Genomic DNA, 23529 nt, shown 5'->3' on the forward strand with positions numbered 1-23529 from the left:
TCATAGGGGGTGGGTGGGGACGGCGTGGCGCCACGCTTAGAACGAATGGGCGTATCGTTTCACCAATCGTTTCATAGTTGCCTTTCAAATTTCTATTTTCTGTTTATAGTCAACGACTTACATCAATCAACAATCGTTTCATGAACCCCGGCCTCATCCAGCTTCTTCGCAGCACCGGTCCGCAGCCGGCCGGCGCACTGGCGGAGCGCATGGCCATCAGCCGTCCCACCCTCAGCCGGCTGGTGAGGGCGGCGGGGGATGACCTGGTCAGCCTGGGTAACGCCCGGCGCACCGCCTATGCCGCCCGGCGGCCACTGCGGGGCGCTACCGCGCCGCTGCCGCTGTTTCGCATCGGCCTGGACGGCATGCCGGCGGAGATTGGTCAACTGGCGCTGATCCATCCCTACGGTTGCGCAGTCGAATTCCGGGCACCCTTCGGTTGGCCGATGGATGACACCATGAGCAACGGCTGGTTCGAAGGCCTGCCTTACCCGCTGCAGGACATGCGCCCGCAAGGTTTCCTCGGGCGCAATTTTGCCCGCCGTCACGCGGCGGTGCTGCAGGTGGGCGAAGACCCGTCGACCTGGTCGGACGATGACGCCCTGTACGCGCTGGCCGTGCTCGGCGCGGACACCCCTGGCGACCTGCTGGTGGGGGAGGCAGCGTGCCGCCTGTGGCTGGCCCATGTCCAGTCGGTCAAGGCCGGCACCGCCGAGCCCGGCGTCACGGATGAGCAGCAGGCCGCCCGCTACCCGGCCTATGCCCAGCAGGCCCTGTCCCTGGGCATTGCCGGTTCGTCTGCAGGCGGTGAATTCCCGAAGTTCACCGCGCTGCGCCGTCGCCCGGACGGGTCGGATCAGCACGTGCTGGTGAAGTTCTCCGGCTCGGACGATTCGCCCGGTACGCAACGCTGGTCCGACCTGCTGGTGTGCGAGCACCTCGCCGGCCGCGTGGTCCAGGCCGAGCTGGGGGTAGCCGCCGCCACGTCCCGTATCGCCCAGGCCGGTGGTCGGACCTTCCTGGAGGTGGATCGATTCGATCGCCACGGCGCGCTGGGCCGCTCGGCGCTGGTGTCCTGGCTCTCTGTCAATTCCGCCCTGGTGGGCCAGGTCGGCCGTCCCTGGGCGGACACCGTCAGCGCCCTGCTGCCGCAGCGCTGGGTCACCCGTCAGGCGATCGAGGTCATCCGGACGGTCTGGATGTTCGGCCAGTTGATCGGCAATACCGACATGCATGACGGCAACCTCTCGTTCGTGCCGGCCGGCGGCGCCCGTGCCAACGGCCTGGCGCTAGCGCCCACCTACGACATGCTGCCGATGGGCTATGCGCCGGTGCGCGGCGTGGAGCTGACGCCCTGGACGTTCACCCCCCGCTTGCCGCTCCCGGCCGAAACTGCCGCATGGAATCAGGCCGCCCGGGCCGCCGTGGTGTTCTGGCAGACAGCGGCCGCCGATGCACGGATCAGCGGGGAGTTTCAGCGGATCTGCGCGGCCAATGCGCAATCGCTGGCGCAGTGGCTGGCTTGATGCGTTCAATGCGCGTGCGCCCGCCGCAACCGACGGTGCACGGCCCGGGCCTTGGGCACCCAGCCCAGCCGCGCCCAGCGGCGCCACATGAGCAGCCCGCGTATCCATTCATCCGACGCGTAGGCGATCCACACGCCCACCAGGCCCAGGCCCAGCACCTCTCCTAGCAGCCAACTGCCGCCGGCCAGGACCACCAGCATGGAGCCAGCGCCCACCATCACGGGGTAGCGCGCATCGCCCGACGCCCGCAGGGCATTGATGACCACCAGGTTGAAGGTGCGACCTGGCTCCAGCACGATGGTCAGCACCATGAGAATGACGGCGGTGCTGACGATGCGGGTGTCGTGCGTGAAAAGTTCCAGCAGCCAGGGAGAGGCCATCGCCATGACGCTGGCCACGCCCACGCTGATGGCCAGCCCCCGTGCCAATGCCCGCCGCACCAGCCGGTGCGCTTCATGCAACTGGCCCGCACCGATCAGGTGGCCCACCACGATCTCTGCGGCAAAGCCGGTGGCCAAGCCCGGCAGCAGCACGAAGTTCATCAGCTGCGAGGCGTAGCTGTGCGCCGCCAGCGCGGACGCGCCGAGGTGCCCCGCCACCGCAATGCTCACCATGTAGGCCATGCGGTAGGCAATGTTCTCGGCCGCGCCGGGCAGGCCGATGTGCAGCACGGCCCCCAGCTCCTGGCGAGGCAGGCGCCACCAGTCCGGCCAGGTGGGGCGCAGTTGCAGACGCTCGCGCCACAGCCACACATGCAGGCCCATGCCCAGGCCACGGCTGATGAACAGCGCCAGCGCAAAGCCCGGCAGGCCCAGGTGCGGCATCAGGGTCACCGACAGCAGCAACTGGGCCACCTGCATGACGATCAGCACCATCAGCGTGTCCCGGCTGCGCAGGTGGGCTCGCATGACGCTGGCCATGGAGGCATTCCAGGCGTCCAGCATCATGGCCGGCGCCAGCGCCATGAGGAAGGGCTGCGACAGCGGTAGCACGGAGGCGGGCGCATTCATGAGCTGCAGCAGCGGCCCGGCGAACACCACCGCCATCAACGCCGTGATGCCGCCGATCCAGCTGCTGGCGCCCAGCGCTGCACGCGCAGTGGCATCCGCCACGGCGCGCCGGCCGCTGCCCAGCGACTGCGTGATCACCACACTGATGCCGGCGCCAATGATGCGAAAGAGGATGAAGAGCGTCGCGGCCAGCTGGTTGGCCAGCGCGAATGCAGCGCCGGACGCGTCCGACACGCGGGCCGCCAGCATCGTACCGATGAGGCCGACCGCGATGTTCAGGCACAGCTCCAGGAAGAGCGGCCAGGCCAGCGCGAACAAGCGTGGGGACGACGCAGGCGTCGAAGAGGAGGACGGGGACGGGGACGACATTGGGCGGCGGCGGCAGGCGGGACATCGGCTGCGGCGGTCCGGGGATTGTGACGGCGCGCGGCGGCGGCAGGTGCATCAGCCGCGTTACCAATGTGAGGCGGATGCGCAACGCCTCAGGAACAGGTGGGCTGATCCCCGCTTGCGGCCCGTACCGGCGGCGGCTCGCCACGGATGAAGGCAACGCGCTCTTCATCGCTGGCCTGGCGCAGATCAACCAGCGCGGCGCGCGTTCCGTAGAGCTCGTCCAGCTCCTCCAGCATCATGGCGTGCGGCGGCGACACGACCGGAAGGGCGCGTATCCATCGGCGAGGGCGGCCATCCAGGCGGTACTCCACCACCCAGAGGACACAACTGTCCAGCACGTGAGCCATGTCGTCAGCCTAGTCAAACCGGGCCGCCCGCGCCATTGGGGGCGGCCACCGGAATGCGCCATATTCATCGAAACCGGCGGGCGCAACAGGACGTAACGGCGTGGGAGCGCGCCCCACCCCGTGAAGTGAGTGGGCACCAACAGAGCATCAGGCGGTCAACGCCATTCCACGACCGAAATTCCCAGTCCGAACCGGGTCTCACGGAAGTTGTAGTCGATCAGGCTTTCGCCGTAACCGCTGAAGAGCTGCGCGTAACCATGCAGGCCGCCACCGATGGGGAAGGCCCATTCCAGCTGGCCGGAACCGCGTGAGCGGTCGCCGGAGCGCAGGCTGTGGCGCGCCTGGACACTGAAGACGTTGCGCCCCCATTTGTGGGTGACCAGCATTTCGGCGCGGCCCACATAGTCCTCGATACCTGGGTTGTCGTCAGACCCGTCATGGAGACGAACCCACGGACGCAGGGACACGGTGGTGTCGTTGCGCTCCAGGCTGACTTCCCCGATGACGCGGTTCCAGCTGCGCGAATACGGCTGGGCCCGGCCGTTGGACTGGTGGTTCAGGCTGAGGCTGGCCATGCGGGCGGTCCAGCCGAAGGGCAGGGCCACGCCCATGCCGTGGGTCAGCATCAATTCGGGTTCGTAGTTGGTCTCGCGGAAGGGCCGTGAAATGCGCCCGTTGTAGACCTGCCAGCGGGAGCTCTGGGTGTAGCCACCCCACAGGGCAAGGGTGCCGTGGTCGTTGAGGCTCCAGAGCTTGGACTTGAGGCTGACCTGGAACTTGGCTTCGTTCTTGTTCAGGCCCAGCGCATCCACCACGCCGTTGTCGGGCGATTCGGAGGTGCGGGGGGCCTGGTTGGCCCGGGACGTCCAGGAGACCGGCAGCAGGTAGACCGGTTTGTAAGGGCGGGGCAGGAAGGCCGGGAGCTGGTCCCGGCAGGAGAGTTCCCAGCGCTCGGACAGCGTGGAGCCCAGGTAGTCACGCGCGCTGCCGGTGAGGCTGGCCGGGCGGGCACACGGGTCCACAGGGTCGTTGGCGGCGGGCTGGTTGGGCGCGGCCACCGGCACCAGGGCGATGGCGTTGGTGGTGGCCCCGTTCAGGGTGGGCGGGGCAGTGACCGGCTCGGGCGCGGCACGGCCGTGGATGCGGTCGTAGCAGGCCAGGCGGTCGGTGGCGTCCGGGATGCGGGTGCAGGCGTCGGCGCTGAGCGGGGCGTCCGAACTCGCCGCCACGGTGGCCGGTGCGGTGGCGCCCATGCCAGCCGGCACGGGCACCGTTCCCGATGTGGCCGACGGTGCCGGGGCCATGCCTTGCGCCAGGCATGGCGCCATGCCGACCGTGCCGGCCAACCCACTCAGAACGACCACGGCTCGCAGACCGGGCTGACATAAAAGCTTCACTGGCGACTCCCTTTCAAGCCCGCGCCTCATGGCAAACGAAATGCCCGGCTCCCTAAAATCAATCGCATGGCCCTCCTTCGCCTCATGTTCCTCACCCACGCCGCTCGCGCCATGTCAGGTGGCAGGTCCACCCTCCTGCTGCTGGCCACCGCCCTGCTCCTGGCCGGCTGTGCATCTCCGGCGGGGCCAGCGCCCGACGTCGGAGATGTCGAGCCGGAGGCCGCCCAGTGGACGCCGGTGGGCCATCAGGCGGGCCTTGTTTATGAACGGGAAGCCCGTGAACCGGGTCAGGTCTTGCACTGGCTGCGGCTGGATCTGCAGGACCCGACCCTGCAGCTGACGCTGACCCCACCAGCAGAGAAGGGCCGCCCGCTGGACCGCTTCGACGGCGCCGCTCAGGCACTGGCGGCGCTGAACGCCTCCTTCTTTACCGCCGCGTTCGAGCCACGCGGGTGGACGGTCTCCGAGGGGCAGGCCTGGGCGCCCGTGCTGGCCGCCGCCGACAGCCCCTTGCTCAGTTGCGATCGTCTTGGCCGTTGCCAGATGACACTCAGCCCACCAGTCCCGTCGCCCCCAAGCCCTTGGCTGGCCGTGGCGGGCACGCCCTGGCTGGTGCGTAACGGCCAGGCCCGCCAGCCCGGCGACGATCAGGGCTGCGGCTTTTGCATCACACGCCATCCCCGTACCGCCGTGGGTCTGGATGCCAGTGGGCGCTACCTCACGCTGGTGCTGGTGGAAGGCCGGCAGGTCCAGGCTGACGGGCTGGCCCTGGCGGACCTGGCGGCGCGAATGGCGGCGCGCGGCGTGCATCAAGGCCTGAACCTGGACGGTGGCGGCAGCACGGCCCTGCTGATCGAAGGTCGCCTGGTCACCGGCCGCCCCTTCAATGAACCGGCGTTACGGCCGCTGGCCAATGCACTGCTGATCCATACCGTTGCACACTGGCGCATCCCGGCCGCCGCCGGGACCCCTGCTCCTTCTCCCACCGCTGATCGTGCCCCGGCAAACCCTGGCGCCACTCCATGACCTGCACCCTGCCCTTGTCACCGTCCCTGTCTCCTTCAATGCCCCGCTCCACGCTCGCGGGCTTGCCGCTTCGCTGGGGGCCGCTTGCCATCGCGGCCCTGCTGGCGGCATGCGCCACCAAGGCGCCGGCTCCCACACCACCGGGTCCACGCTCGGCGGCGGCGGCGAATGACTTCAGTCCGGCGGCGCTCCAGGCGCTGCGGCCGGCGCAGTTCCACTCCACCGTCGGCACTGCGGCACAGGCGCGTGACCGGCTGGAGCTGGATCGCGCCCGGTTGCGTGGCGCGGTCAGTGCCGCACGGGTGAATCCGCAGGACACCGCGGTGCTGCGAGAACTGGCGGAGGGCTTGCGGATCGCCGCGCACTACAACATCGAGCTGGACACCGCCCGCCCGGCGCTGCTGGCCGCCTTGCCCGCCCTGGACCGTCAACCGGCGGACGTCCAACGGCCGCTGCTGACCGCCGCCTACACGCTCTACCCGCAGGATGCGGCGCCGCTGCTGCGGGACCTGCTGCCGCGACTGGCCACGCCGCGTGAGTTCGCGATTGCGGCCTACACGTTGATGCGGACACGGCAGCCTGCCGATCTGGCGCTGGTACGGGCGCAGTTGATCCCGCGCGATGCTTATGAACCACGCCTGCAGGCCTTGGCTCAGGCCCTGGCCGTGGCGGAAGGAACCGCCCAGGCGGCCCGGCCGCCGCTGGCCGATCTGCTGGCGGTGCGGCCGGGGTTCCCGGTGGTGTTCAGTTTCCAGCGTCCCGGGCGCCAGCAGATGGGATTGGCGCTGGTGAGGCAGGCGGACGGCCGGTTTGTGCGGCGCACCGATGGCGGGCTGTTCAATGTGGCGCAGTTGGCGCTGTCCAGCAGCGGGCTGCCGGGGACGATCACGCTGGGCAATACGCCTCAGGGCCTCTTCGCGATCCAGGGGGCCGGGCGGGCGGCCAGCAATGTCTGGATCGGACCGACGCCGTATCTGCATTCAAAGGTGCCGGTGGAGGCCAGCGTGGCGGATTTTGAGCAACGGGCACCTTCGGCCGTGGAGCCGGGATGGTCGGTGGACCGGTACCGCGCACTGCTGCCCGCAAGCTGGCGCGACTACGCGCCGCTGCAGGAAGCCTGGCTGGCCGGCCTGGCCGGACGCGACGAGATGCTGATGCATGGAAGCACGATCGACCCCCGTTATTACCAGGGGAGCAGTTACTTCCCGGGAACACCGTCGGATGGGTGCATGGTGGCGATGGAGTACTGGGACGCGGCGGGGACGATGGTCCACAGCGATCAGTTGGCCCTGCTGCAGGCGTTTACGGGGCAAGGGCGGGATCGGGGGTATCTGGTGCTGGTGGAGCTGGATCCGTCTCCACGTGCCGTGAGTCTGGCCGAGGTGATTGACGCCGTGGTGCAGGCGGAGGGGCGGCTTTGAGCGGCGGGCCGGATTACCGCCGGTTATGGTGGCACCGGCCCCTGGTATTGGCTGGCGTTTCTCGCGCCCTTTAGAGTGCCAAGGCCATGCCCCACATCCTCAACACCGAGACACCCAGCCAGCAACATCCGGATCTGGATCTGTATGACAGCGCGCAGCTGGTGCAGGCGCTGGTGGACGATCAACAGGCAGCCCTGGATGCCGTGCGCGCCGCCGCACCGGCCCTGGCCGCCGCGGTGGAGGCGGCCCTGCCGCGCATCGCCGCAGGTGGGCGGCTGTTGTGGGCGGGCGCTGGCACGTCAGGGCGGCTGGGTGTGCTCGACAGCGTGGAACTGACCCCCACCTTCTCCTGGCCCCGTGAACGGGCCGTGGCGCTGATGGCGGGCGGTGCGTCCGCCATGTTCGTGGCGGTGGAAGGCGCGGAGGACGACGAAGCACAGGGCCGCCAGGATGTGCAAGCCGTGCAGCCCGGGCCGCAGGATGTGCTGCTGGGCATCGCCGCCTCGGGACAGACCCCCTATGTGCTGGGCGCACTGGCCGCCGCACGGGCCGCCGGCTGCCTGACCGTGGGCCTGGCCAACAACCCGGGGGCCGCTGTGCTGGCGGCGTGCGAATTCCCGGTGTTGCTGGACACCGGCGCCGAGATCATTTCCGGAAGCACCCGGCTGAAGGCCGGCACCGCCCAGAAGATCGCGCTGAACAGCTTTTCCAGCGCGCTGATGGTCCGGCTGAACAAGGTCTACGGCAACCTGATGGTGGACATGAAAGCCACCAACGCCAAGCTGGTGCGCCGAGCCGTGGCCCTCACCATGCGTGCTGCCAGCGTGGACGAGGCCAGTGCCCGCCGGGCCTTGGCCCAGTGCGATTTCAGCGTGAAGACCGCCATCGTGATGTTGCGCCGGCAACTGCCCGCAGCCGAGGCGCTGCGGTCGCTGGAACGCCATGACGGCAGCGTGCGACGAGCGTTGGCGGAGCCTTGAGCGCCTCGGTCCGGTGTGACGCCGCCTGGCGTGACGCTTCCCGGTGCAACACGGCCTGATGCGACACTGCCCCCATGCAGGTCTCCACGCCCCCCGCGCCCGCGCCAACTCGCCCTTCCCGCTCCCCCTGGAGCTGGGTGCCCTCCCTCTACTTCGTGCAGGGCATCCCGTACGTGGTGGTGATGTCGCTCTCCACCGTCATCTACAAAAACATGTCGGTGTCCAACACGGACGTGGCGCTCTACACCAGCGGTCTCTATCTGCCCTGGGTGATCAAGCCCCTCTGGTCGCCCCTGGTGGAGATGATGGGCACCAAACGGCTGTGGACCACGCTGCTGCAGCTGGGCATGGGCGCGGCCCTGGCGGCCGTGGCGCTGACGCTGCCGATGGACCGTTTCTTCCAGTTGTCGCTGGCCATGTTCTGGCTGATGGCGTTTGCCTCGGCCTCGCACGACATCGCCGCCGACGGCTATTACATGCTGGCCCTGCCGCAGCACACGCAGGCCGCCTTCGTGGGCGTGCGTTCCACCTTCTACCGGCTCGCCAACATCGCCGGCAACGGCGGCATGGTGTGGCTGGCGGGTGAACTGCATGACGAGGGAAGGGACTGGGCCCATGCCTGGCAGACCGTGCTGGCCCTGGTCGCGGCCGTGTTCATCGGCCTGGCCGCCTTCCACGCCTGGCGCCTGCCCCGTCCGGCCAATGACGCACCCGCCCCCCGCGAAGAACGGCAATGGCAGCACTTCTTCGCCATCTTTGGCGAGTTCTTCCGCAAGCCGGGGCTGCTGGTGATCATCGGCTTCCTGCTGCTGTACCGCTTCCCCGAGGCGCAGTTGCTCAAGCTGGCCACGCCCTTCCTGCTGGACCCCACCAGCGTCGGCGGCCTGGGCCTCGACAACAAGGCGGTGGGGCTGGCGTATGGCACGGTCGGGTTGGTCGCCCTGACCCTGGGCGGGCTGCTGGGGGGCTGGATCATTTCCCGGGTGGGCCTGAAGCGGGCCTTGTGGCCGCTGGTGCTGGCCATGCATTTGCCCAACGTGGTGTTCCTGGCCATGGCCTGGACCCATCCCGGCCACCTCTGGATCATCTGCGCAGCGCTGGCGGTGGAACAGTTCGGTTATGGCCTGGGCTTCACGGCCTATCTGATGTTCATGATCCTGGTGGCCGACGGGCCCCACAAGACCGCGCACTACGCCCTGTGCACCGGCTTCATGGCGCTGGGCATGATGGTGCCGGGCATGTGGAGCGGCTGGCTGCAAAGCCAGCTGGGCTACCTGCACTTCTTCGGCTGGGTCCTGGTGGCCGCCCTGCCCTCGCTGCTGATGACGGCACAGATCCAGGTGCCGGACGACTTTGGCAAGAAACAGGCTGCGGCCTGATTCGGCAGAACCTGAGGCCGCACGGGGTATCGTCGCGGCTTCGCGGAACAAGGACTCCTGAACCGATGCAACGGCGACGCCTGCTCCACGCGGCCCTCGGATGGCCCGCCGCCACCCTTGGCGCAGGCGCCTTGAACGGCTGCGCCTCCGTCGCCCACCCCTCGCTGCCCGACACCCCGCCCGCCACCAGCCCCGTCAACGGGCCCCCGCCCGTACCGCGGGAGTTCCGCGGCGTCTGGGTGGCCAGCGTGGCCAACATTGACTGGCCCAGCCGCCGAGGGCTGACCGCCGAACAGCAGGTGGCCGAGATCCACCAGCTGCTGGATACCGTGCGCGACCTGCGGCTCAATGCCGTGGTGCTGCAGGTGCGCACCAGCGCCGACGCACTGTATGCCTCCACCCTGGAACCCTGGAGCGAGTACCTCACCGGCGTGCAGGGCCAGCCCCCCGGCTACGACCCGCTCGCCGTCTGGCTGGCCGAGGCACACGCACGCGGCCTGGAACTGCATGGCTGGATCAACCCCTACCGGGCCCGGCAAAGCGGCGCGAAGTCCGCGCTCTCCCCCCAGCACGTCAGCCGCAGCCGGCCGGCGTGGGTGAAGACCTATGGGGATCAACTGTGGATCGACCCCGGCGAACCCGAGGCGGCCGACCACACCCTGGCCGTGTGCAAGGACCTGCTCAGCCGCTACGCGGTTGATGGGCTGCACATCGACGACTACTTCTACCCCTACCCGGTCCAGGACAGCAGCAAGCAGGAACTGGATTTTCCGGACGAGCTGAGCTGGCAACGCTATCTGAACCAGGGTGGCACGCTCAGCCGCACCGACTGGCGCCGCGACAACGTGGACCGACTGGTGGAGCGGCTGCACACCCTGGTGCGGGAAGTCCGGCCCACCGCCCGCCTGGGCATCAGCCCCTTCGGCCTGCCCCGCCCGGACCAGCGCCCGGCCGGCATCGAAGGCTTCTCCCAATACGACAGGCTCTATGCCGACGTGGAGCGCTGGCTGGCGCAAGGCTGGCTGGATTACCTGGCCCCGCAGTTGTACTGGCCGCGGGCCCAGAAGCCACAGGCCTTCGAGACGCTGCTGCGCAGCTGGCAAGGGTTGAATCCACAGCAACGCCACATCTGGCCCGGCCTGTTCACCAGCAAGGCCGTGACGGACGTGCCCGGATGGACACCGGAAGAGATCCCGGCCCAGGTGGAAATCTGCCGCACGGCGCCCGCCACCAGCGGCCACCTGCACTTCAGCATGGTGGCCCTGGCCCAGAACCGGCGCGGGCTGACCCAACTGCTGCGCCAGGGCGTGTACACCCAGCCGGCATTGCCACCGACCACGCCGTGGCTGACAGCGCCCCCCTGCGGCGAGGTGAAGCTCCTGCGCCAGGCCGACGGCAGCCTCCGGCTCGCGACCCAGGATGGCGCACCCGCGCGGCTATTCGCACTATGGCGACGCGTAGCGCACCGCCCCGAGGCAGCCTGGCGGTTCGAGCTGATCCCCGCCGACGGCCGCCTGCCTGCGCCGGAGTCCGGGGAAACACTGGTGGCCTGCGCCATCAACGACATCAATGTCGAAGGACCCGCAGCAACGTTCGTTGCCTGAGGGTTCACCGACGTTCAAGAACTGTCGATTCCGCGCAACGTTGTAACGTATCTAGGGGCGCTCCCCAACCTCCGGAGAAACCCTGTGAAATGGCCATCCAACAGCGATCCAACGGCCTCTCCAGCGTGTGGAGGGCGTGTTGAGCGCATGGGGACGCACCACCTGCCGGCGGCCTTTGAACACCCGGCAGCACCCTGTCATTTCTTGTCACACACCTACAACATCCGGCCCGGAGACTCGCGTCCGTGAATCGCCGAGGTGGGTTCCGGCACGCCGGAAAACACTCGCTGGCACAAAGTGACCGGGATTGGAGCAAACCCTAGTGGGCCGGTAATGGTCGCATTGCTGGGGTGTGACTCGACTGGTAGGCTTTTTGCTTGAGATTAAGGAGGACCGGATTCCGGTCCCCAACAAAGCAAGAGGGTGGCTGGTTGAAAGAGGCCGGCGGTCGGGAATTTCGGGCCGCTAAAACAGGCGCAAAACGTTTGCGAGGGAGTGGTGCCTTGCGCGTGACGTCTGAAAGGGCCCGGAATGGCGAGGGAAGCCTTCCATGCAGCCGCGGATTCGGTGGTTTCGTTTTTAAAAATCGGTTCGTCGCACAGGAGCGCAAGAATGAGTCAGAAGAATTGGTTGGGATTCAGCAAGACGGCATTGGCCGCCGCCGCAGCAATGGTGGTGGTGATGCCGGCCATGGCCGCGGAAGAGGCCAAGAAGAAGGCTGAACAGTCTCAAGACGATGGCGCTCCGCGCGCAAAGGAAGACACGGTCCGTCTGGGCACGATCGTGATCACGGGTGAGGGCGGCAAGCTGGGTGTGGGCCAGATGCTGAACGAAGACGCCGCCAAGGCACGCAGCACGGTCACCCGCGCCGCGATCGACAAGGACCGCTCCACCGGCAACCCGTATCAGGCCCTGGCCCTGCTGCCCGGCGTGAACACCTTCAACTACGACGCCACCGGTCTGTACGGCGGCGGCATGACCGTCCGCGGCTTCGGCTCGGACCAGATGGGCTTCACCGTCAACGGCGTGCCGGTCAACGACTCCGGCAGCTTCGCTGTCTATCCGCAGGAATATGCGGACCAGGAAAACCTTTGCACCCAGTCCATCAACCAGGGTAGCCCGGATTCCGACTCCCCCGCCGCTGGCGCCACGGGTGGCAATGTCACCATCACCAGCTGCGACCCGGAAGACAAGCGCCGCGTCCGCTTCACCCAGACCCTGGGTGAACTGAGCCTCACGCGCACCTTCCTGCGTTACGACACCGGCCGCTTCTTCGACAACAGCGCCAAGGTGTTCCTGAGCTACTCGCACACTGAAGCTGACAAGTGGAAGGGTGAGGGCTCGGCCAAGAAGGACCACATCGACGCGGCCTTCCGTTGGGACATCAACGAAGACAACAAGGTGCTGGGCTCGGTGCTGTACAACCGCGCCATCAACAACAACATCAACAGCGTCAGCGTTGCCCAGTTGAAGGCCAACGGCTACAAGTACGACTACTCCACCACCTTCCCCGGCCACCTCACACCGGTGGCCGGAACGGCGCAGAACGAAGGCGCCTCCGGCTACCTGCCCTCGCCCGCCTACTACAAGCTGGCTAACAACCCCTTCGAAAACGCCATCTTCTCGTTGTCCGGCTCATTCAAGCTGGCCACCGACACCTACCTGAAGGTGCAACCCTACCTCTGGTACGGCTACGGCAACGGCGGTGTGCAACAGACGACGCTGAAGGAAACCGGCTTCTACAACGCCACCTCCGGCAAGCTCGACGGCGTGAAGGACCTGAACGGCGACGGCGACACGCTCGACACGATTGCTGTCGGCCGCGCCAGCGTGACCAAGACCTTCCGCCCCGGCATCACGACCGAACTGAACACCACGCTGGGTGACCACAACATCCGCGTCGGCGTCTGGTACGAACGTGCCCGCCATGGTCAGACACAACCGGCTGTCACGGTGGACAACGCCGGCAACCTGGCCAGCGTGTGGCTGGATTCGGGCAACATCACCCGCGCTGACGGTACGCTGTACCAGGGCCGCGACTGGTACACCGTCAGCACCGCCTACCAGGCCTATGTGATGGACAACTGGTCCTTCCTGAACGACAGCGGTATGCTGACCGTGGGCCTGCGTACGCCGCACGTGACCCGCGATTTCACGGGCAACGCCAACGAGAGCTTCGCCTACAACTACAAGCTCAAGCGCAGCTACGACGAACTGCTGCCGCAAGCAGGCCTGCGCTTCAACCTGGACAGGAGCCAGCAAGTCTTCGTGAACGTGTCGAAGAACTTCCGCGCACCGCCCAACTACGCCTTCGCCAACTCCACGTCGTCCATCAACGTGCAGGCCGATGCCGCCGGCAATGTGAGCCTGATCACCGAACTGAAGCCTGAAACCTCCGTCATGACCGACGTGGGCTACCGCTTCCAGTCCAAGGCGATCTCGCTGTCGGCCACTTACTTCAACTCCGACTTCAAGAACCGTCAGGCGACGGCTTTTGATCCGACCACCAACTTCTCCGCCAACATCAATGCTGGCCGGGTGAACGTGCGCGGCATGGAATTCGAAGCCGGTACCGGCGTGTTCAAGGGCTTCTCGGCCTACGGATCGCTGACGGTCCAGCACAGCGAGCTGAAGGACAACCTCACCGTGGGCAAGGCCGCTACTGCCTCCACCACGGGCGTGGAACTGCCCACTTCCGGCAAGACCTATGTGCTGACCCCGCACACCATGGTCGGCCTGTCGGTGCAGTATGAGTACGGTCCTTTCTATGGCCGCCTGAAGGTCAAGCGCACGGGCCACCAGTACGCCACCATGACCAACGACGAAGAAGTGCCGGCCTACACCGTCGGCGACTTCGACGCTGGCTACAAGATCGGCGACGTGGGCAACTGGGCCAGCAACGTGATGCTGCGCCTGAACGTGAGCAACATCGGCAACACCCGTTATCGCAACCCGAGCGGTTCGCAGACCAACTCGGTGGCCTACAACGGCTCCCGTACCAACACGGTCTATTACTACCTGGGTGCACCGCGCTTCACGTCGCTCAGCGTCAGCGCCGACTTCTAAGTGCACGGAAGGCAGCGGCCCCGGCCGCTGCCGCACAGCCCCTCAAAACCGCGCCGGTTCCCCGGCGCGGTTTTTTTTCGTCAGCGCGATGTCTGCGCGATCTCTGCACGATCCCACTCACCCATGACTCCATCTCATACCCGCCCCGTGCATTGACACTGGCGGCAGCCGCCCTCGGCGCCTTAAGCTCGCACCCATCGGACCCCCATGAGCTCGCCCGCCGCCCACACCATCCCTCCAGCCTTCGGCCTCGGCCTAGATGCCGGCGGCACCCAGACCCGCTGGTGCCTGGCCCGCCCGGACGGCAGCCTCGTCGCCCGGGGCGCCGTGGGTGGCTTCAGCGCGCTGCTGCTGGACAGCAGCGCGGGCCGCGTCACCCTCGCCCAGACCCTGCAGGCGTTGGCCGCAGCCGTCTGGTCCGCCTCCGGCCCAGGGCAGGTCAAGGCCGCTTGCGCCGGCATCACCGGTCTGGGAGAACCCGACGGCCCCGCCGGCCAGCAACTGCGCGCCCTGCTGGCCCAACAACTGGGAATCGCCCCGGCCGCCATCCACTGCGACAGTGACATCGCCGCCGCCTGGCACGCCCTCTACCAGCCCGGTGAGGGCTACCTCGTCTACGCCGGCACCGGGTCGATCGCCGCCTACATCGACCCGGCAGGCACCATGCACCGCGCCGGTGGCCGCGGCCCGCTGATCGGCGACGAAGGCGGTGGCCAATGGATCGCCCGGGAAGCACTGGCGCTGGTCTGGCGCCGGGAGGACGAAGCCCCCGGCGCCTGGCAACACTCGCTGCTCGCACGCCGGCTCTTCACCACCCTGGGCAGCCCGGGCTGGCCCACCACCCGACGCTTCCTCTATGGCGGAGATTCCGCCACCCGCCGCGGCACCATCGGCCAGCTGGCCCTGGCGGTCGCCGAGGCCGCTCACGGCCACGATGCGGACGCCCTGGCGCTGTTGCACCGCGCTGGCGCCGAACTGGCCCGGCTGGCGTTGGCACTGTGCCACCGGCTGGGGCCCCGTCCGGTCACGGCTGCCGGACGTGTGCTGCAATTGCATCCGGCGCTGACCACCGGCCTTCGGACAGCCCTGCCGTCCGACCTTCCGATGACCATTGCCCAACCCGACACCGCCCTGGCTGCTGCCCGGCGCGCGGCACTCTCCGCTACATTGCCCAGCACATGGCCCGCTCCTCTGAACACCCCATGAAGATCCGCACCCGCCTGCTTGCCCTTGCCTCCGCCTTCTTCCTGGCGGCCTGCGCCACCCCCTCCCACCAGATCGACCGCACCCATGTCTCGGAGAACCAGGACAGCCGGGTGCAGTTCCTCATCCTCCACTACACCGCCATCGACTTCGACAAGTCGCTCAAGGTCCTGACCACGGGCGGCAAGGTCTCGGCCCATTACCTGGTCAGCGATAACCCGGTGAAGACCTACCAACTGGTGGACGAGAACCGACGCTCCTGGCATGCCGGTGTGAGCTACTGGGCAGGCGCCACCAACCTGAACGCCGCATCAATCGGCATCGAGATCGTCAACCCCGGTTTCGTCGACACGCCGGCCGGTCGCGTCTACGCGGGTTACCCGCAACAGCAGGTGGACGAAGTCATCCACCTGGTTCGGGAGATCGCCGCGCGTCACCGCATCCGCCCAGACCGCATCCTGGGCCACAACGACATCGCCCCCGGCCGCAAGCAGGACCCGGGCCCCGCCTTCCCGTGGAAGCAACTGGCTGACGCGGGCCTGATCCCCTGGCCCGACCCGGCCCTGCTGGAAATCCGGCGGACCGTCTTCCAGGTCGTGCCGCTGCCGGACATTGCCTGGTTCCAGCAGAAGCTCGCCCAGGTGGGCTACCAGACCCCGCAGACCGGCATTCTGGACACCGCCACCCGCGAGGTGCTGGCCACCTTCCAGATGAAATACCGTCCCACCAACTGCGCGGGTGACCCCGATGGCGACACCGCCGCGCTGCTGGACGTGGTGACCACACCGGGCGGCATGATCACGCTGCAGGCCTCACCGGCCACGACGGACAATCGGTCTCCATACTGAACGGCCTCGATCGGCTCAAGCGGCAGGAGCCTTCGCCAGGCAGTCCCTCGGCGGCCCCGGCCCACCTCTCACCTTAGGTCACTTTGCTCCACTTCCTGCTCAAGCGCCTGGCCACCCTGTTGCCCACCCTGGTCGGCGTGACGCTGGTGGCGTTCGGCCTGATCCGCCTGGTGCCGGGCGACCCTGTCGCCATCATGATGGGCGAACGCGCACTGGATGCGGACACCCATGCCCGGCTGATGCATGAACTGGGGCTGGACCAGCCGCTGTGGCGGCAGTACCTGGCCTACATCAACGGCCTGCTGCACGGCGACCTGGGGCAGTCGCTGGTCTCGCACGAGCCGGTCTCGCGCGAGTTCCTGGCGCTCTTCCCCGCCACGGCGGAACTCGCCCTGGCGGCGCTGGGGGTGGCCATCGTCATCGGCCTGGCCCTGGGCATCGCTGCCGCGCTGCGGCGCGGTTCCTGGCTGGACCAGGGGGTGATGGGCCTGGCCACGGTGGGTTACTCCATGCCCGTGTTCTGGTGGGGGCTGATCCTGATCATGACCTTCTCGGTGGGCCTGGGCTGGACCCCGGTCTCCGGCCGCGTGGCGGTGGAATACGACATCCAGCGCCTCACCGGCTTCATGCTCATCGACGCGGCCCTGCACCCCGAACCCGGCGCCTGGTGGTCCGCGCTGCGCCACCTGCTGCTGCCGGCCGCCGTGCTGGCCACGTCCAACGCGGCGGTCATCGCCCGCATGACCCGCTCCAGCCTGCTGGAGGTGCTGCGGGAAGACTACATGCGCAGCGCCCGCGCCCGGGGTCTCAGCCCCTCGCGCGTGGTGCTGGTGCACGGCCTGCGCAACGCGCTCATCCCCGTCATCACCGTGATCGGCCTGCGGGTGGGCAGCCTGCTGGCCGGCGCGGTGCTCACCGAGACCATCTTCTCCTGGCCCGGCATCGGCAAGTGGCTGATCGATGCCATCGCGCGGCGGGACTATCCGGTGGTGCAGGCCGGCATCCTGATCTCCGCCTGTGGCTTCATCGTCATCAATCTGGTGGTGGACCTGCTGTACGGCGTGGTCAACCCACGGATCAGGAGCACGCGATGAGCGGACCCGCCCATCAGCCGACAGCCCCCCCACCCACCGACGTGCGGCCTGCCGCGCCAGGCGCCGGCCCGTGGGCCGAAGCGGCTGCGGCCTTCATGGCCAACCGCGGGGCCTTCATCGCCTTCCTCGTCTTCGTGGTGATGGCCCTGGCGGCGCTGCTGGCGCCCTGGGTCGCGCCGCATGACCCCATCCACCAATATCGGCTGCAGATGCTGCTGCCCCCGGCGTGGATGGACGGCGGCCAGGCCCGGTTCCCCCTGGGCACGGACGAACTGGGCCGCGACCTGCTGTCGCGCCTGCTGCATGGTGGCCGTGTGTCGTTGGGCATCGGCCTGGCCTCGGTGCTGCTCTCGCTGCTGCCCGGTGTGCTGCTGGGCCTGCTGGCCGCTTTCCATCAGCGCTGGCTGTCGCCGGCGGTGATGCGGGTGATGGACGTGATGCTGGCCCTGCCCGGCCTGCTGCTGGCCATCTGCGTGATCACGGTGCTGGGGCCGGGGCTGCTCAACACCGTCATCGCGATCGCCATCGGCAGCCTGCCGGAATATGTGCGCCTGACCCGCGCCGCCGCGCTGGCGGAACTGGGCAAGGACTATGTGACCGCCACCCGCGTGGCCGGTGCCTCCACCACCCGCCTGATGTTCTCCGCCGTGCTGCCCAACTGCCTGGCGCCGCTGATCGTGCAGGCGTCCCTGGGTTTTTCCAGCGCCATCCTGGAAGCCGCGGGCCTGGGTTTCCTGGGCCTGGGTGTGCAGGCCCCCACGCCCGAGTGGGGCACCATGCTGTCCTCCGCGCGGGACTACATCGTGCGTGCCCCCTGGGTGGTGACCTTGCCAGGTCTGGCCATCCTGGCTTCGGTGCTCAGCGTCAACCTGATCGGCGACGGCCTGCGGGACGCGCTCGACCCGCGCCTGAAACGGGTGTCCTGATGCTGGAAATCTCGCAACTGCGCGTTCGCTTCGGCGGCTTCACCGCCGTGGACGGGGTTGACCTGACGGTGGCACCGGGTGCGGTGCTGGGCATCGTGGGCGAATCCGGCTCCGGCAAGTCCGTGGCCATGATGGCGCTGATGGGGCTGGTGGACCCACCGGGCGTGGTCAGCGCCGAGGCCCTTCGTTTCGAGGGGCACGAACTGTTGGCCCTGCCTGCGTCGCGGCGCCGCGAGCTCATCGGCCGGGACATCGCCATGGTGTTCCAGGACGCGCTGGCCAGCCTGAACCCCAGCTACACCATCGGCTTCCAGATCGGGGAGGTGCTGCGCCACCACCTCGGCCTGCGGGGCAAGGCCGTGCGGCAGCGCGCGCTGGAACTGCTGAAGCAGGTGGACATTCCCGACCCCGCCCGACGGCTGGACGCCTACCCGCACGAACTCTCCGGCGGCATGAACCAGCGGGTGATGATCGCGCTGGCCATTGCCTGCGGCCCGCGCCTGTTGATTGCCGACGAGCCGACCACCGCGCTGGACGTGACCATCCAGGCCCAGGTGATGGCGCTGCTGCTGCGCCTGCAGCGGGAGCGTGGCATGGCGCTGGTGATGATCACCCATGACCTCGCGGTGGTGGCCGAGATGGCCCAGCGCGTGGCCGTGATGTATGCGGGCCAGGTGGTGGAGACGGGCCCGCTGCCGGCCGTCTTTGAACAACCGCGCCACCCCTACACGGCCGCGCTGCTCGCCGCCATTCCCGAACATAGCCGGGGCGCCCACCGGCTGCAGGCGCTGCCCGGCATGGTCCCGGACGCGGCCGACCGGCCGGCCGGCTGCCTGTTTTCACCGCGCTGCCCCCGCGTGCAGGACCGCTGCCGCATGGAGCGCCCGGCCATGACGGCGGGCGTGCGTTGCTTCTTCCCGCTTGAAGCGGCCAAGGGGGCGGCATGACACGGCCCGCAACGGACACGACCCCGCTGCTGCAGGCCGATCAGCTGACGCGGCATTACGAGGTCAGCCGGGGCTGGTTCTCCCCCAAAGCCACCGTGCGTGCGCTCGACGGCGTGAGCTTCCGGCTGGAGGCCGGGCGCACGCTGGCGGTGGTCGGTGAATCCGGTTGTGGCAAATCCACGCTGGCCCGCGCCCTGACCCTGATCGAGACACCCACCTCCGGCCAGCTCCGCATCCGAGGCCAGGACACCGCCGGCCCCCACACCCGCGCCGAACGCCAGGCCCTGCGCCGTGAGGTGCAAATGGTCTTCCAGAATCCGTATGCCGCGCTCAACCCGCGCAAGACCATCGCCGCCACGCTGGCCGAGCCCCTGCTGATCAACACCCGATTGAGCGCGGCGGAGCGCCAGGCGCGTGTGGCCGCCCTGGCCGCCCAGGTTGGCCTGCGCCCGGAACACCTGCGGCGCTACCCCCACATGTTCAGCGGTGGCCAGCGCCAGCGCATCGCCATCGCACGGGCCATGGTGCTGCAGCCCGGCATCGTGGTGGCCGACGAACCCACCTCGGCGCTGGACCTCTCCATCCAGGCCCAGATCCTCAACCTGTTCATGGACCTGCAGCAGGCCTTTGGCACCGGCTATGTGTTCATCTCCCACAACCTCTCGGTGGTGGAGCATGTGGCGGACGATGTGATGGTGATGTACCTGGGCCGCGTGGTGGAACATGGCAGCAAGCAGCGCATCTTTGCGCAGCCCCGCCACCCCTACACACAGGCGTTGATCAGCGCCACGCCCGCCCTGCGCGCGGCAGACCGACGCGTGCGCATTCCCATCCACGGCGAGCTCCCCTCGCCGCTGCGGCCGCCCAGCGGCTGCGCCTTCCATCAACGCTGCGCCCTGGCGATTCCGCGCTGCGCGGAGCAGCGGCCAGCACTGCGCGAGATCGACGGCCGGCTCGTCGCCTGCGACGTGCTCTGACCAGCCCCCACCACACGGTCTGCCCCGCCTTCCGGGTGCCGTGCGGCGTGCCGGAACACCGCAGCATCCACCTTGTCAGCCCATGGCCACAGCAGTGCGCTGACCGCCACCCGGGGCACCCGCCACGCATAACCGGGTGTTATGGTCCGAGCGTGCCATTTCAGTTGTGACCTGCTCTTGCCCATTTCGACAATGGGCCACCGCCCTCGCTGCCCAATGCACCTGCCTGCCCTCCCCGCTCGCGCCATCCTGGCCGCCGCCCTCCTCTGTGGAGCCTGGGCCGGCCTATGGCCCGTGGCGCAGGCGGCCGCCCCCGCGGACAAGCCCCTGGTCTACTGCACCGATGCCAGCCCCGAAGGCTTTGATCCGGGGTTATGGGATTCGGCCAGCACCAACACCGTCAACAACCAGATCTTCCAGGGCCTGGTGCGCTTCGAACGCGGTGGCACAGCGCTGCAGCCCGCGCTGGCCACGCGCTGGGAGATCAGCCCGGACGCCCGGGTCTTCACCTTTTACCTGCGGCCCGACGTCCGCTTCCACCAGCGGCCATGGTTCTCGCCCACCCGCACGTTCAATGCGGACGATGTGCTGTTCACCTTCGGCCGTTTCCTGGACCCGGCCCATCCGTTCAACAAGGCCTTCCCCGCCAACTTCATCTATCCGCAGAACCTCGGCCTGGCCAAGGCGATCGCGGCGATGGACAAGCTGGACGCGCACACCGTGCGCTTCACCCTTCACCAGCCCAACGTCACCTTCCTCAGCTATTTCGCGATGGCCTTCGCCGGCATCCAGTCGGCCGAGTACGGTGCGCAGCTGTTGCGGGAAGGCCAGGCCAGCCAGATCAACCGCCTGCCGGTGGGCACCGGGCCCTACCGCTTTCGCAGCTATGCCAAGGACGATGTGGTCCGCATGGAAGCCAACCCGGACTACTGGGGCGAGCCGCAGAAGACCCGCCGCCTGATCTTCAGCATCAGCCGCGAGGCACCGGTGCGGGTGCAGAAGCTGCTGGCTGGTGAATGCCAGATCACCTCGCCGCTGCGGGACATCGACGTGGCCGCGCTGGACCGCCATGCGGACCGTATCCGGCTGTTGAAGATCCAGGCGCTGAACGTCTCCTATCTCTCCTTCAACCTGCGCAAGCCGCCCACCAACAACCGGCTGGTGCGCGAGGCGCTGGACATCGCGGTGGACCGGGACGCCATCTTCCGCGCGCTCTTCCCCCGGGGTGACGCGATGCAGGCGGTGAACCCCTTCCCGCCCACGGTCCCCGGCTACAACACCCGGCTGCGCAACGAGTTCAATCCGGCGCGGGCCCGTGAGCTGCTGCGCCAGGCGGGGTATCCCGACGGGCTGGACATCGACCTCTGGGCCTTGCCCGTCACCCGCCCGACCAACCCCAACGGGCAGTTGATGGCGCAGTTGATCCAGCAGGACTGGGCCCGCATCGGCGTGCGCACGCAGATCCGCACTTATGAATGGGGCGAGTACCTCAAGCGCGCCAATGCGGGCGAGCACACGGTCTACATGAGCGGCTGGTCCGGCGAGAGTGGCGATGCGGACGACTTCCTCAGCCCCAACCTCAGCTGCGCCACCAACAAGACCGGCGTGAAGTTCTGCAATGCAGAGTTCGAGCGTCTCATCGACGCGGCCCGGGCCACGCCCGACCAGCCGCGCCGTGTGGCGCTTTATGAACAGGCGCAGGAGATCTTCAAGCGCGAGCGGCCCTGGATCACCATGGCGCACTCCACGGTCTACATTCCCACCAGCCTGGACCTGCGGGGCTTTCGCATGCAGCCCAATGGCGGGGTGGTGTTCGAGAACGTCTATCGTGAATGAACGCGCCGGAGTGCACCCATGAGACTTCGCCACATTGAGGTCTTCCACGCCATCATGCAGGCGGGCACCATCAGCGGTGCGGCCCAGTTGCTGCACATCTCGCAGCCGGCCGTGACCAAGGTGCTGCAGCACTGCGAGCTGCAACTGGGCATGCCGCTGTTCGACCGGGTGCGCGGCAAGCTCTATCCCACGCCCGAGGCGCAGCGCCTGTTTGTGGAGATCGACAAGCTCAACCGCGATCTGGTCTCCATCCGCCGACTGGCAGCCAACCTGCGCGCCGGGGAATCCGAATCGCTGCGGCTGATGGCCACGCCGACGCTGGGCGTCACCGTCATTCCCGCGGCCATGACCCACTGGGCCCGCGCCTTCCCGCGCAGCCGCTGCCAGCTGAGCACCCATCACACACGCGAGATCGTCTCCGCGCTGCTGCTGGGCGAAGCGGACCTGGCCCTGAGCCTGCACGACCCGCGCCATCCCGGCATCAAGGCCGAGGTGCTGGCCGCGGGCGAGATGATGGCGCTGTGCCCGCTGAACAGCCCGGAGGCGCAGGGTGAAGGGCCGTTGCCGCTGTCGGAGATCCAGTCCGAGCTGATTGCCATGGCGGAGGACGATCCGCTGGGCCAGATGCTGCACCATGCCGGCGAAACGGCGGGGCAGCATCTGGACAGCCGCATCACCGTGCAGACCTACCAACTGGCACGCTCGCTGGTGGAGGCGGGTGTGGGCATGACGGTGGTGGACCCATTCACCGCCGCTTCCGCCGACCGGACCCGTGTACGCGTGCGGCCGCTGATGCCCACGATGAATGTGCAGCTCTACCTGCTGACCTCCGCCAGCGCACCGCTGGCGCAGGCCGCCCGCCGACTGGTCAACTACCTGCGTGATGCCGCGCGCAGCAACCTCGACAGCCTGCCATGAGCCCATCCGAACGCACCATTGCCTGCGAAGACATCGCCGCGCATCCGGAGTTCCAGCCGCTGCTGGCCATCCCCGGCATTGCGGTGGACCTGCGCTATGCCACCCCGGACAACTTCGTCGGCCGCGCCGTCTACGGGGGGCTGGACTGTGCCTACCTGCGCCGGGAGGCTGCCGATGCCCTCTCGCAGGCGGCGGCCTGGCTGTCCCGCCATCAACCAGGGCTGCAGCTGGTGGTGCTGGATGCCCTGCGGCCCCAACGGGTTCAGGAAGCCCTGTGGGCCGAGCTGGAAGGCACACCGCTGACCCAATACCTGGCGCATCCGGCCCGCCGCTCCATCCACTCCTTTGGCATGGCCGTGGATGCGACGCTGCAGGATGCCGATGGAAGGGAACTGGACATGGGCACCGGCTTCGACGAGATGACCCCGGCGTCCCATCCCGAGTTCGAGGCGGAGCACCTGGCCCAGGGTGGCCTGACGGCGGCGCAGCTCCAGCACCGTGGCTGGTTGCGCGCGGCCATGCGCTTCGCCGGCTTCCAGACGATCAACACCGAGTGGTGGCATTTCGATTTCGGCGACCGTGAACTGGTGCGCCGCACCTTGCCGCTGGTGCTGTAGCTTTCCGGAGATTC

At 68.2% G+C, this 23529-nt stretch carries 19 protein-coding genes; 16 read left to right on the forward strand and 3 right to left on the reverse strand.

Going from position 1 to position 23529, the window contains the following annotated elements:
* Nucleotides 1–140: 140 nt before the first annotated feature.
* Nucleotides 141–1526, forward strand: a complete 1386-nt coding sequence (gene yjjJ / locus BMY53_RS08035) for a type II toxin-antitoxin system HipA family toxin YjjJ (protein ID WP_092945397.1) — start codon at nucleotides 141–143, stop codon at nucleotides 1524–1526.
* A 5-nt stretch (nucleotides 1527–1531) separates the two neighbouring features.
* Here yjjJ and BMY53_RS08040 read toward each other — a convergent pair whose 3' ends face one another.
* The 3 genes from BMY53_RS08040 to BMY53_RS08050 all read right to left on the reverse strand — a co-directional run bounded on the left by BMY53_RS08040 (nucleotide 1532) and on the right by BMY53_RS08050 (nucleotide 4673).
* Nucleotides 1532–2905 (reverse strand): MATE family efflux transporter, encoded by a 1374-nt coding sequence (locus BMY53_RS08040; RefSeq protein ID WP_092945399.1) that lies wholly within the window; start codon nucleotides 2903–2905, stop codon nucleotides 1532–1534.
* Nucleotides 2906–3018: 113 nt separating this feature from the next.
* The gene (locus tag BMY53_RS08045; protein WP_092945401.1) at nucleotides 3019–3276 is read right to left on the reverse strand and encodes a hypothetical protein; all 258 of its coding nucleotides are present in this window, start codon (nucleotides 3274–3276) and stop codon (nucleotides 3019–3021) included.
* Between the two features lie 155 nt (nucleotides 3277–3431).
* Nucleotides 3432–4673: a phospholipase A gene (locus BMY53_RS08050; protein WP_218151202.1), complete on the reverse strand. Its 1242-nt coding sequence runs from the start codon at nucleotides 4671–4673 to the stop codon at nucleotides 3432–3434.
* A gap of 66 nt (nucleotides 4674–4739) precedes the next feature.
* Between BMY53_RS08050 and BMY53_RS08055 the strand changes: the two genes are divergently transcribed.
* From BMY53_RS08055 to BMY53_RS08125, 15 genes are all read left to right on the forward strand, one after another.
* On the forward strand, nucleotides 4740–5699 hold the full coding sequence (locus tag BMY53_RS08055; protein WP_092945405.1) for a phosphodiester glycosidase family protein: 960 nt from the start codon (nucleotides 4740–4742) through the stop codon (nucleotides 5697–5699).
* The gene (locus tag BMY53_RS08060) at nucleotides 5696–7120 is read left to right on the forward strand and encodes a hypothetical protein (protein ID WP_143073992.1); all 1425 of its coding nucleotides are present in this window, start codon (nucleotides 5696–5698) and stop codon (nucleotides 7118–7120) included. The genes BMY53_RS08055 and BMY53_RS08060 overlap by 4 nt, the downstream gene beginning before the upstream one ends.
* Nucleotides 7121–7215: 95 nt before the next feature.
* Nucleotides 7216–8100 carry an N-acetylmuramic acid 6-phosphate etherase gene (locus tag BMY53_RS08065; RefSeq protein ID WP_092945909.1) on the forward strand — a complete coding sequence of 295 codons (885 nt, stop codon included), beginning with the start codon at nucleotides 7216–7218 and terminating at the stop codon, nucleotides 8098–8100.
* Between the two features lie 137 nt (nucleotides 8101–8237).
* Nucleotides 8238–9479, forward strand: a complete 1242-nt coding sequence (locus BMY53_RS08070) for an MFS transporter (protein ID WP_255370088.1) — start codon at nucleotides 8238–8240, stop codon at nucleotides 9477–9479.
* A gap of 65 nt (nucleotides 9480–9544) precedes the next feature.
* On the forward strand, nucleotides 9545–11083 hold the full coding sequence (locus BMY53_RS08075; RefSeq protein ID WP_092945411.1) for a glycoside hydrolase family 10-like protein: 1539 nt from the start codon (nucleotides 9545–9547) through the stop codon (nucleotides 11081–11083).
* Between the two features lie 612 nt (nucleotides 11084–11695).
* Nucleotides 11696–14149 carry a TonB-dependent receptor gene (locus tag BMY53_RS08080; protein ID WP_255370089.1) on the forward strand — a complete coding sequence of 818 codons (2454 nt, stop codon included), beginning with the start codon at nucleotides 11696–11698 and terminating at the stop codon, nucleotides 14147–14149.
* 207 nt (nucleotides 14150–14356) lie between these two features.
* On the forward strand, nucleotides 14357–15355 hold the full coding sequence (locus tag BMY53_RS08085; protein ID WP_092945413.1) for an N-acetylglucosamine kinase: 999 nt from the start codon (nucleotides 14357–14359) through the stop codon (nucleotides 15353–15355).
* Nucleotides 15352–16200: an N-acetylmuramoyl-L-alanine amidase gene (locus BMY53_RS08090; protein WP_092945415.1), complete on the forward strand. Its 849-nt coding sequence runs from the start codon at nucleotides 15352–15354 to the stop codon at nucleotides 16198–16200. Before BMY53_RS08085 ends, BMY53_RS08090 begins: the two co-directional genes overlap by 4 nt.
* A gap of 83 nt (nucleotides 16201–16283) precedes the next feature.
* Entirely contained in the window at nucleotides 16284–17294 is a 1011-nt protein-coding gene (locus BMY53_RS08095; protein ID WP_092945417.1) for an ABC transporter permease, read from the forward strand.
* Nucleotides 17291–18220: an ABC transporter permease gene (locus BMY53_RS08100; protein ID WP_092945419.1), complete on the forward strand. Its 930-nt coding sequence runs from the start codon at nucleotides 17291–17293 to the stop codon at nucleotides 18218–18220. Before BMY53_RS08095 ends, BMY53_RS08100 begins: the two co-directional genes overlap by 4 nt.
* Entirely contained in the window at nucleotides 18220–19167 is a 948-nt protein-coding gene (locus tag BMY53_RS08105) for an ABC transporter ATP-binding protein (RefSeq protein WP_092945421.1), read from the forward strand. Before BMY53_RS08100 ends, BMY53_RS08105 begins: the two co-directional genes overlap by 1 nt.
* The gene (locus BMY53_RS08110; RefSeq protein ID WP_092945423.1) at nucleotides 19164–20144 is read left to right on the forward strand and encodes a peptide ABC transporter ATP-binding protein; all 981 of its coding nucleotides are present in this window, start codon (nucleotides 19164–19166) and stop codon (nucleotides 20142–20144) included. Before BMY53_RS08105 ends, BMY53_RS08110 begins: the two co-directional genes overlap by 4 nt.
* Nucleotides 20145–20360: 216 nt before the next feature.
* Nucleotides 20361–21980: an ABC transporter substrate-binding protein gene (locus BMY53_RS08115; RefSeq protein WP_092945425.1), complete on the forward strand. Its 1620-nt coding sequence runs from the start codon at nucleotides 20361–20363 to the stop codon at nucleotides 21978–21980.
* Between the two features lie 18 nt (nucleotides 21981–21998).
* On the forward strand, nucleotides 21999–22898 hold the full coding sequence (locus BMY53_RS08120) for a LysR family transcriptional regulator (RefSeq protein WP_092945427.1): 900 nt from the start codon (nucleotides 21999–22001) through the stop codon (nucleotides 22896–22898).
* Nucleotides 22895–23515 (forward strand): M15 family metallopeptidase, encoded by a 621-nt coding sequence (locus tag BMY53_RS08125; protein ID WP_092945429.1) that lies wholly within the window; start codon nucleotides 22895–22897, stop codon nucleotides 23513–23515. Before BMY53_RS08120 ends, BMY53_RS08125 begins: the two co-directional genes overlap by 4 nt.
* Nucleotides 23516–23529: the final 14 nt, after the last annotated feature.

It is taken from the genome of Roseateles sp. YR242, assembly GCF_900109745.1.
Lineage (GTDB): Bacteria > Pseudomonadota > Gammaproteobacteria > Burkholderiales > Burkholderiaceae_C > Roseateles.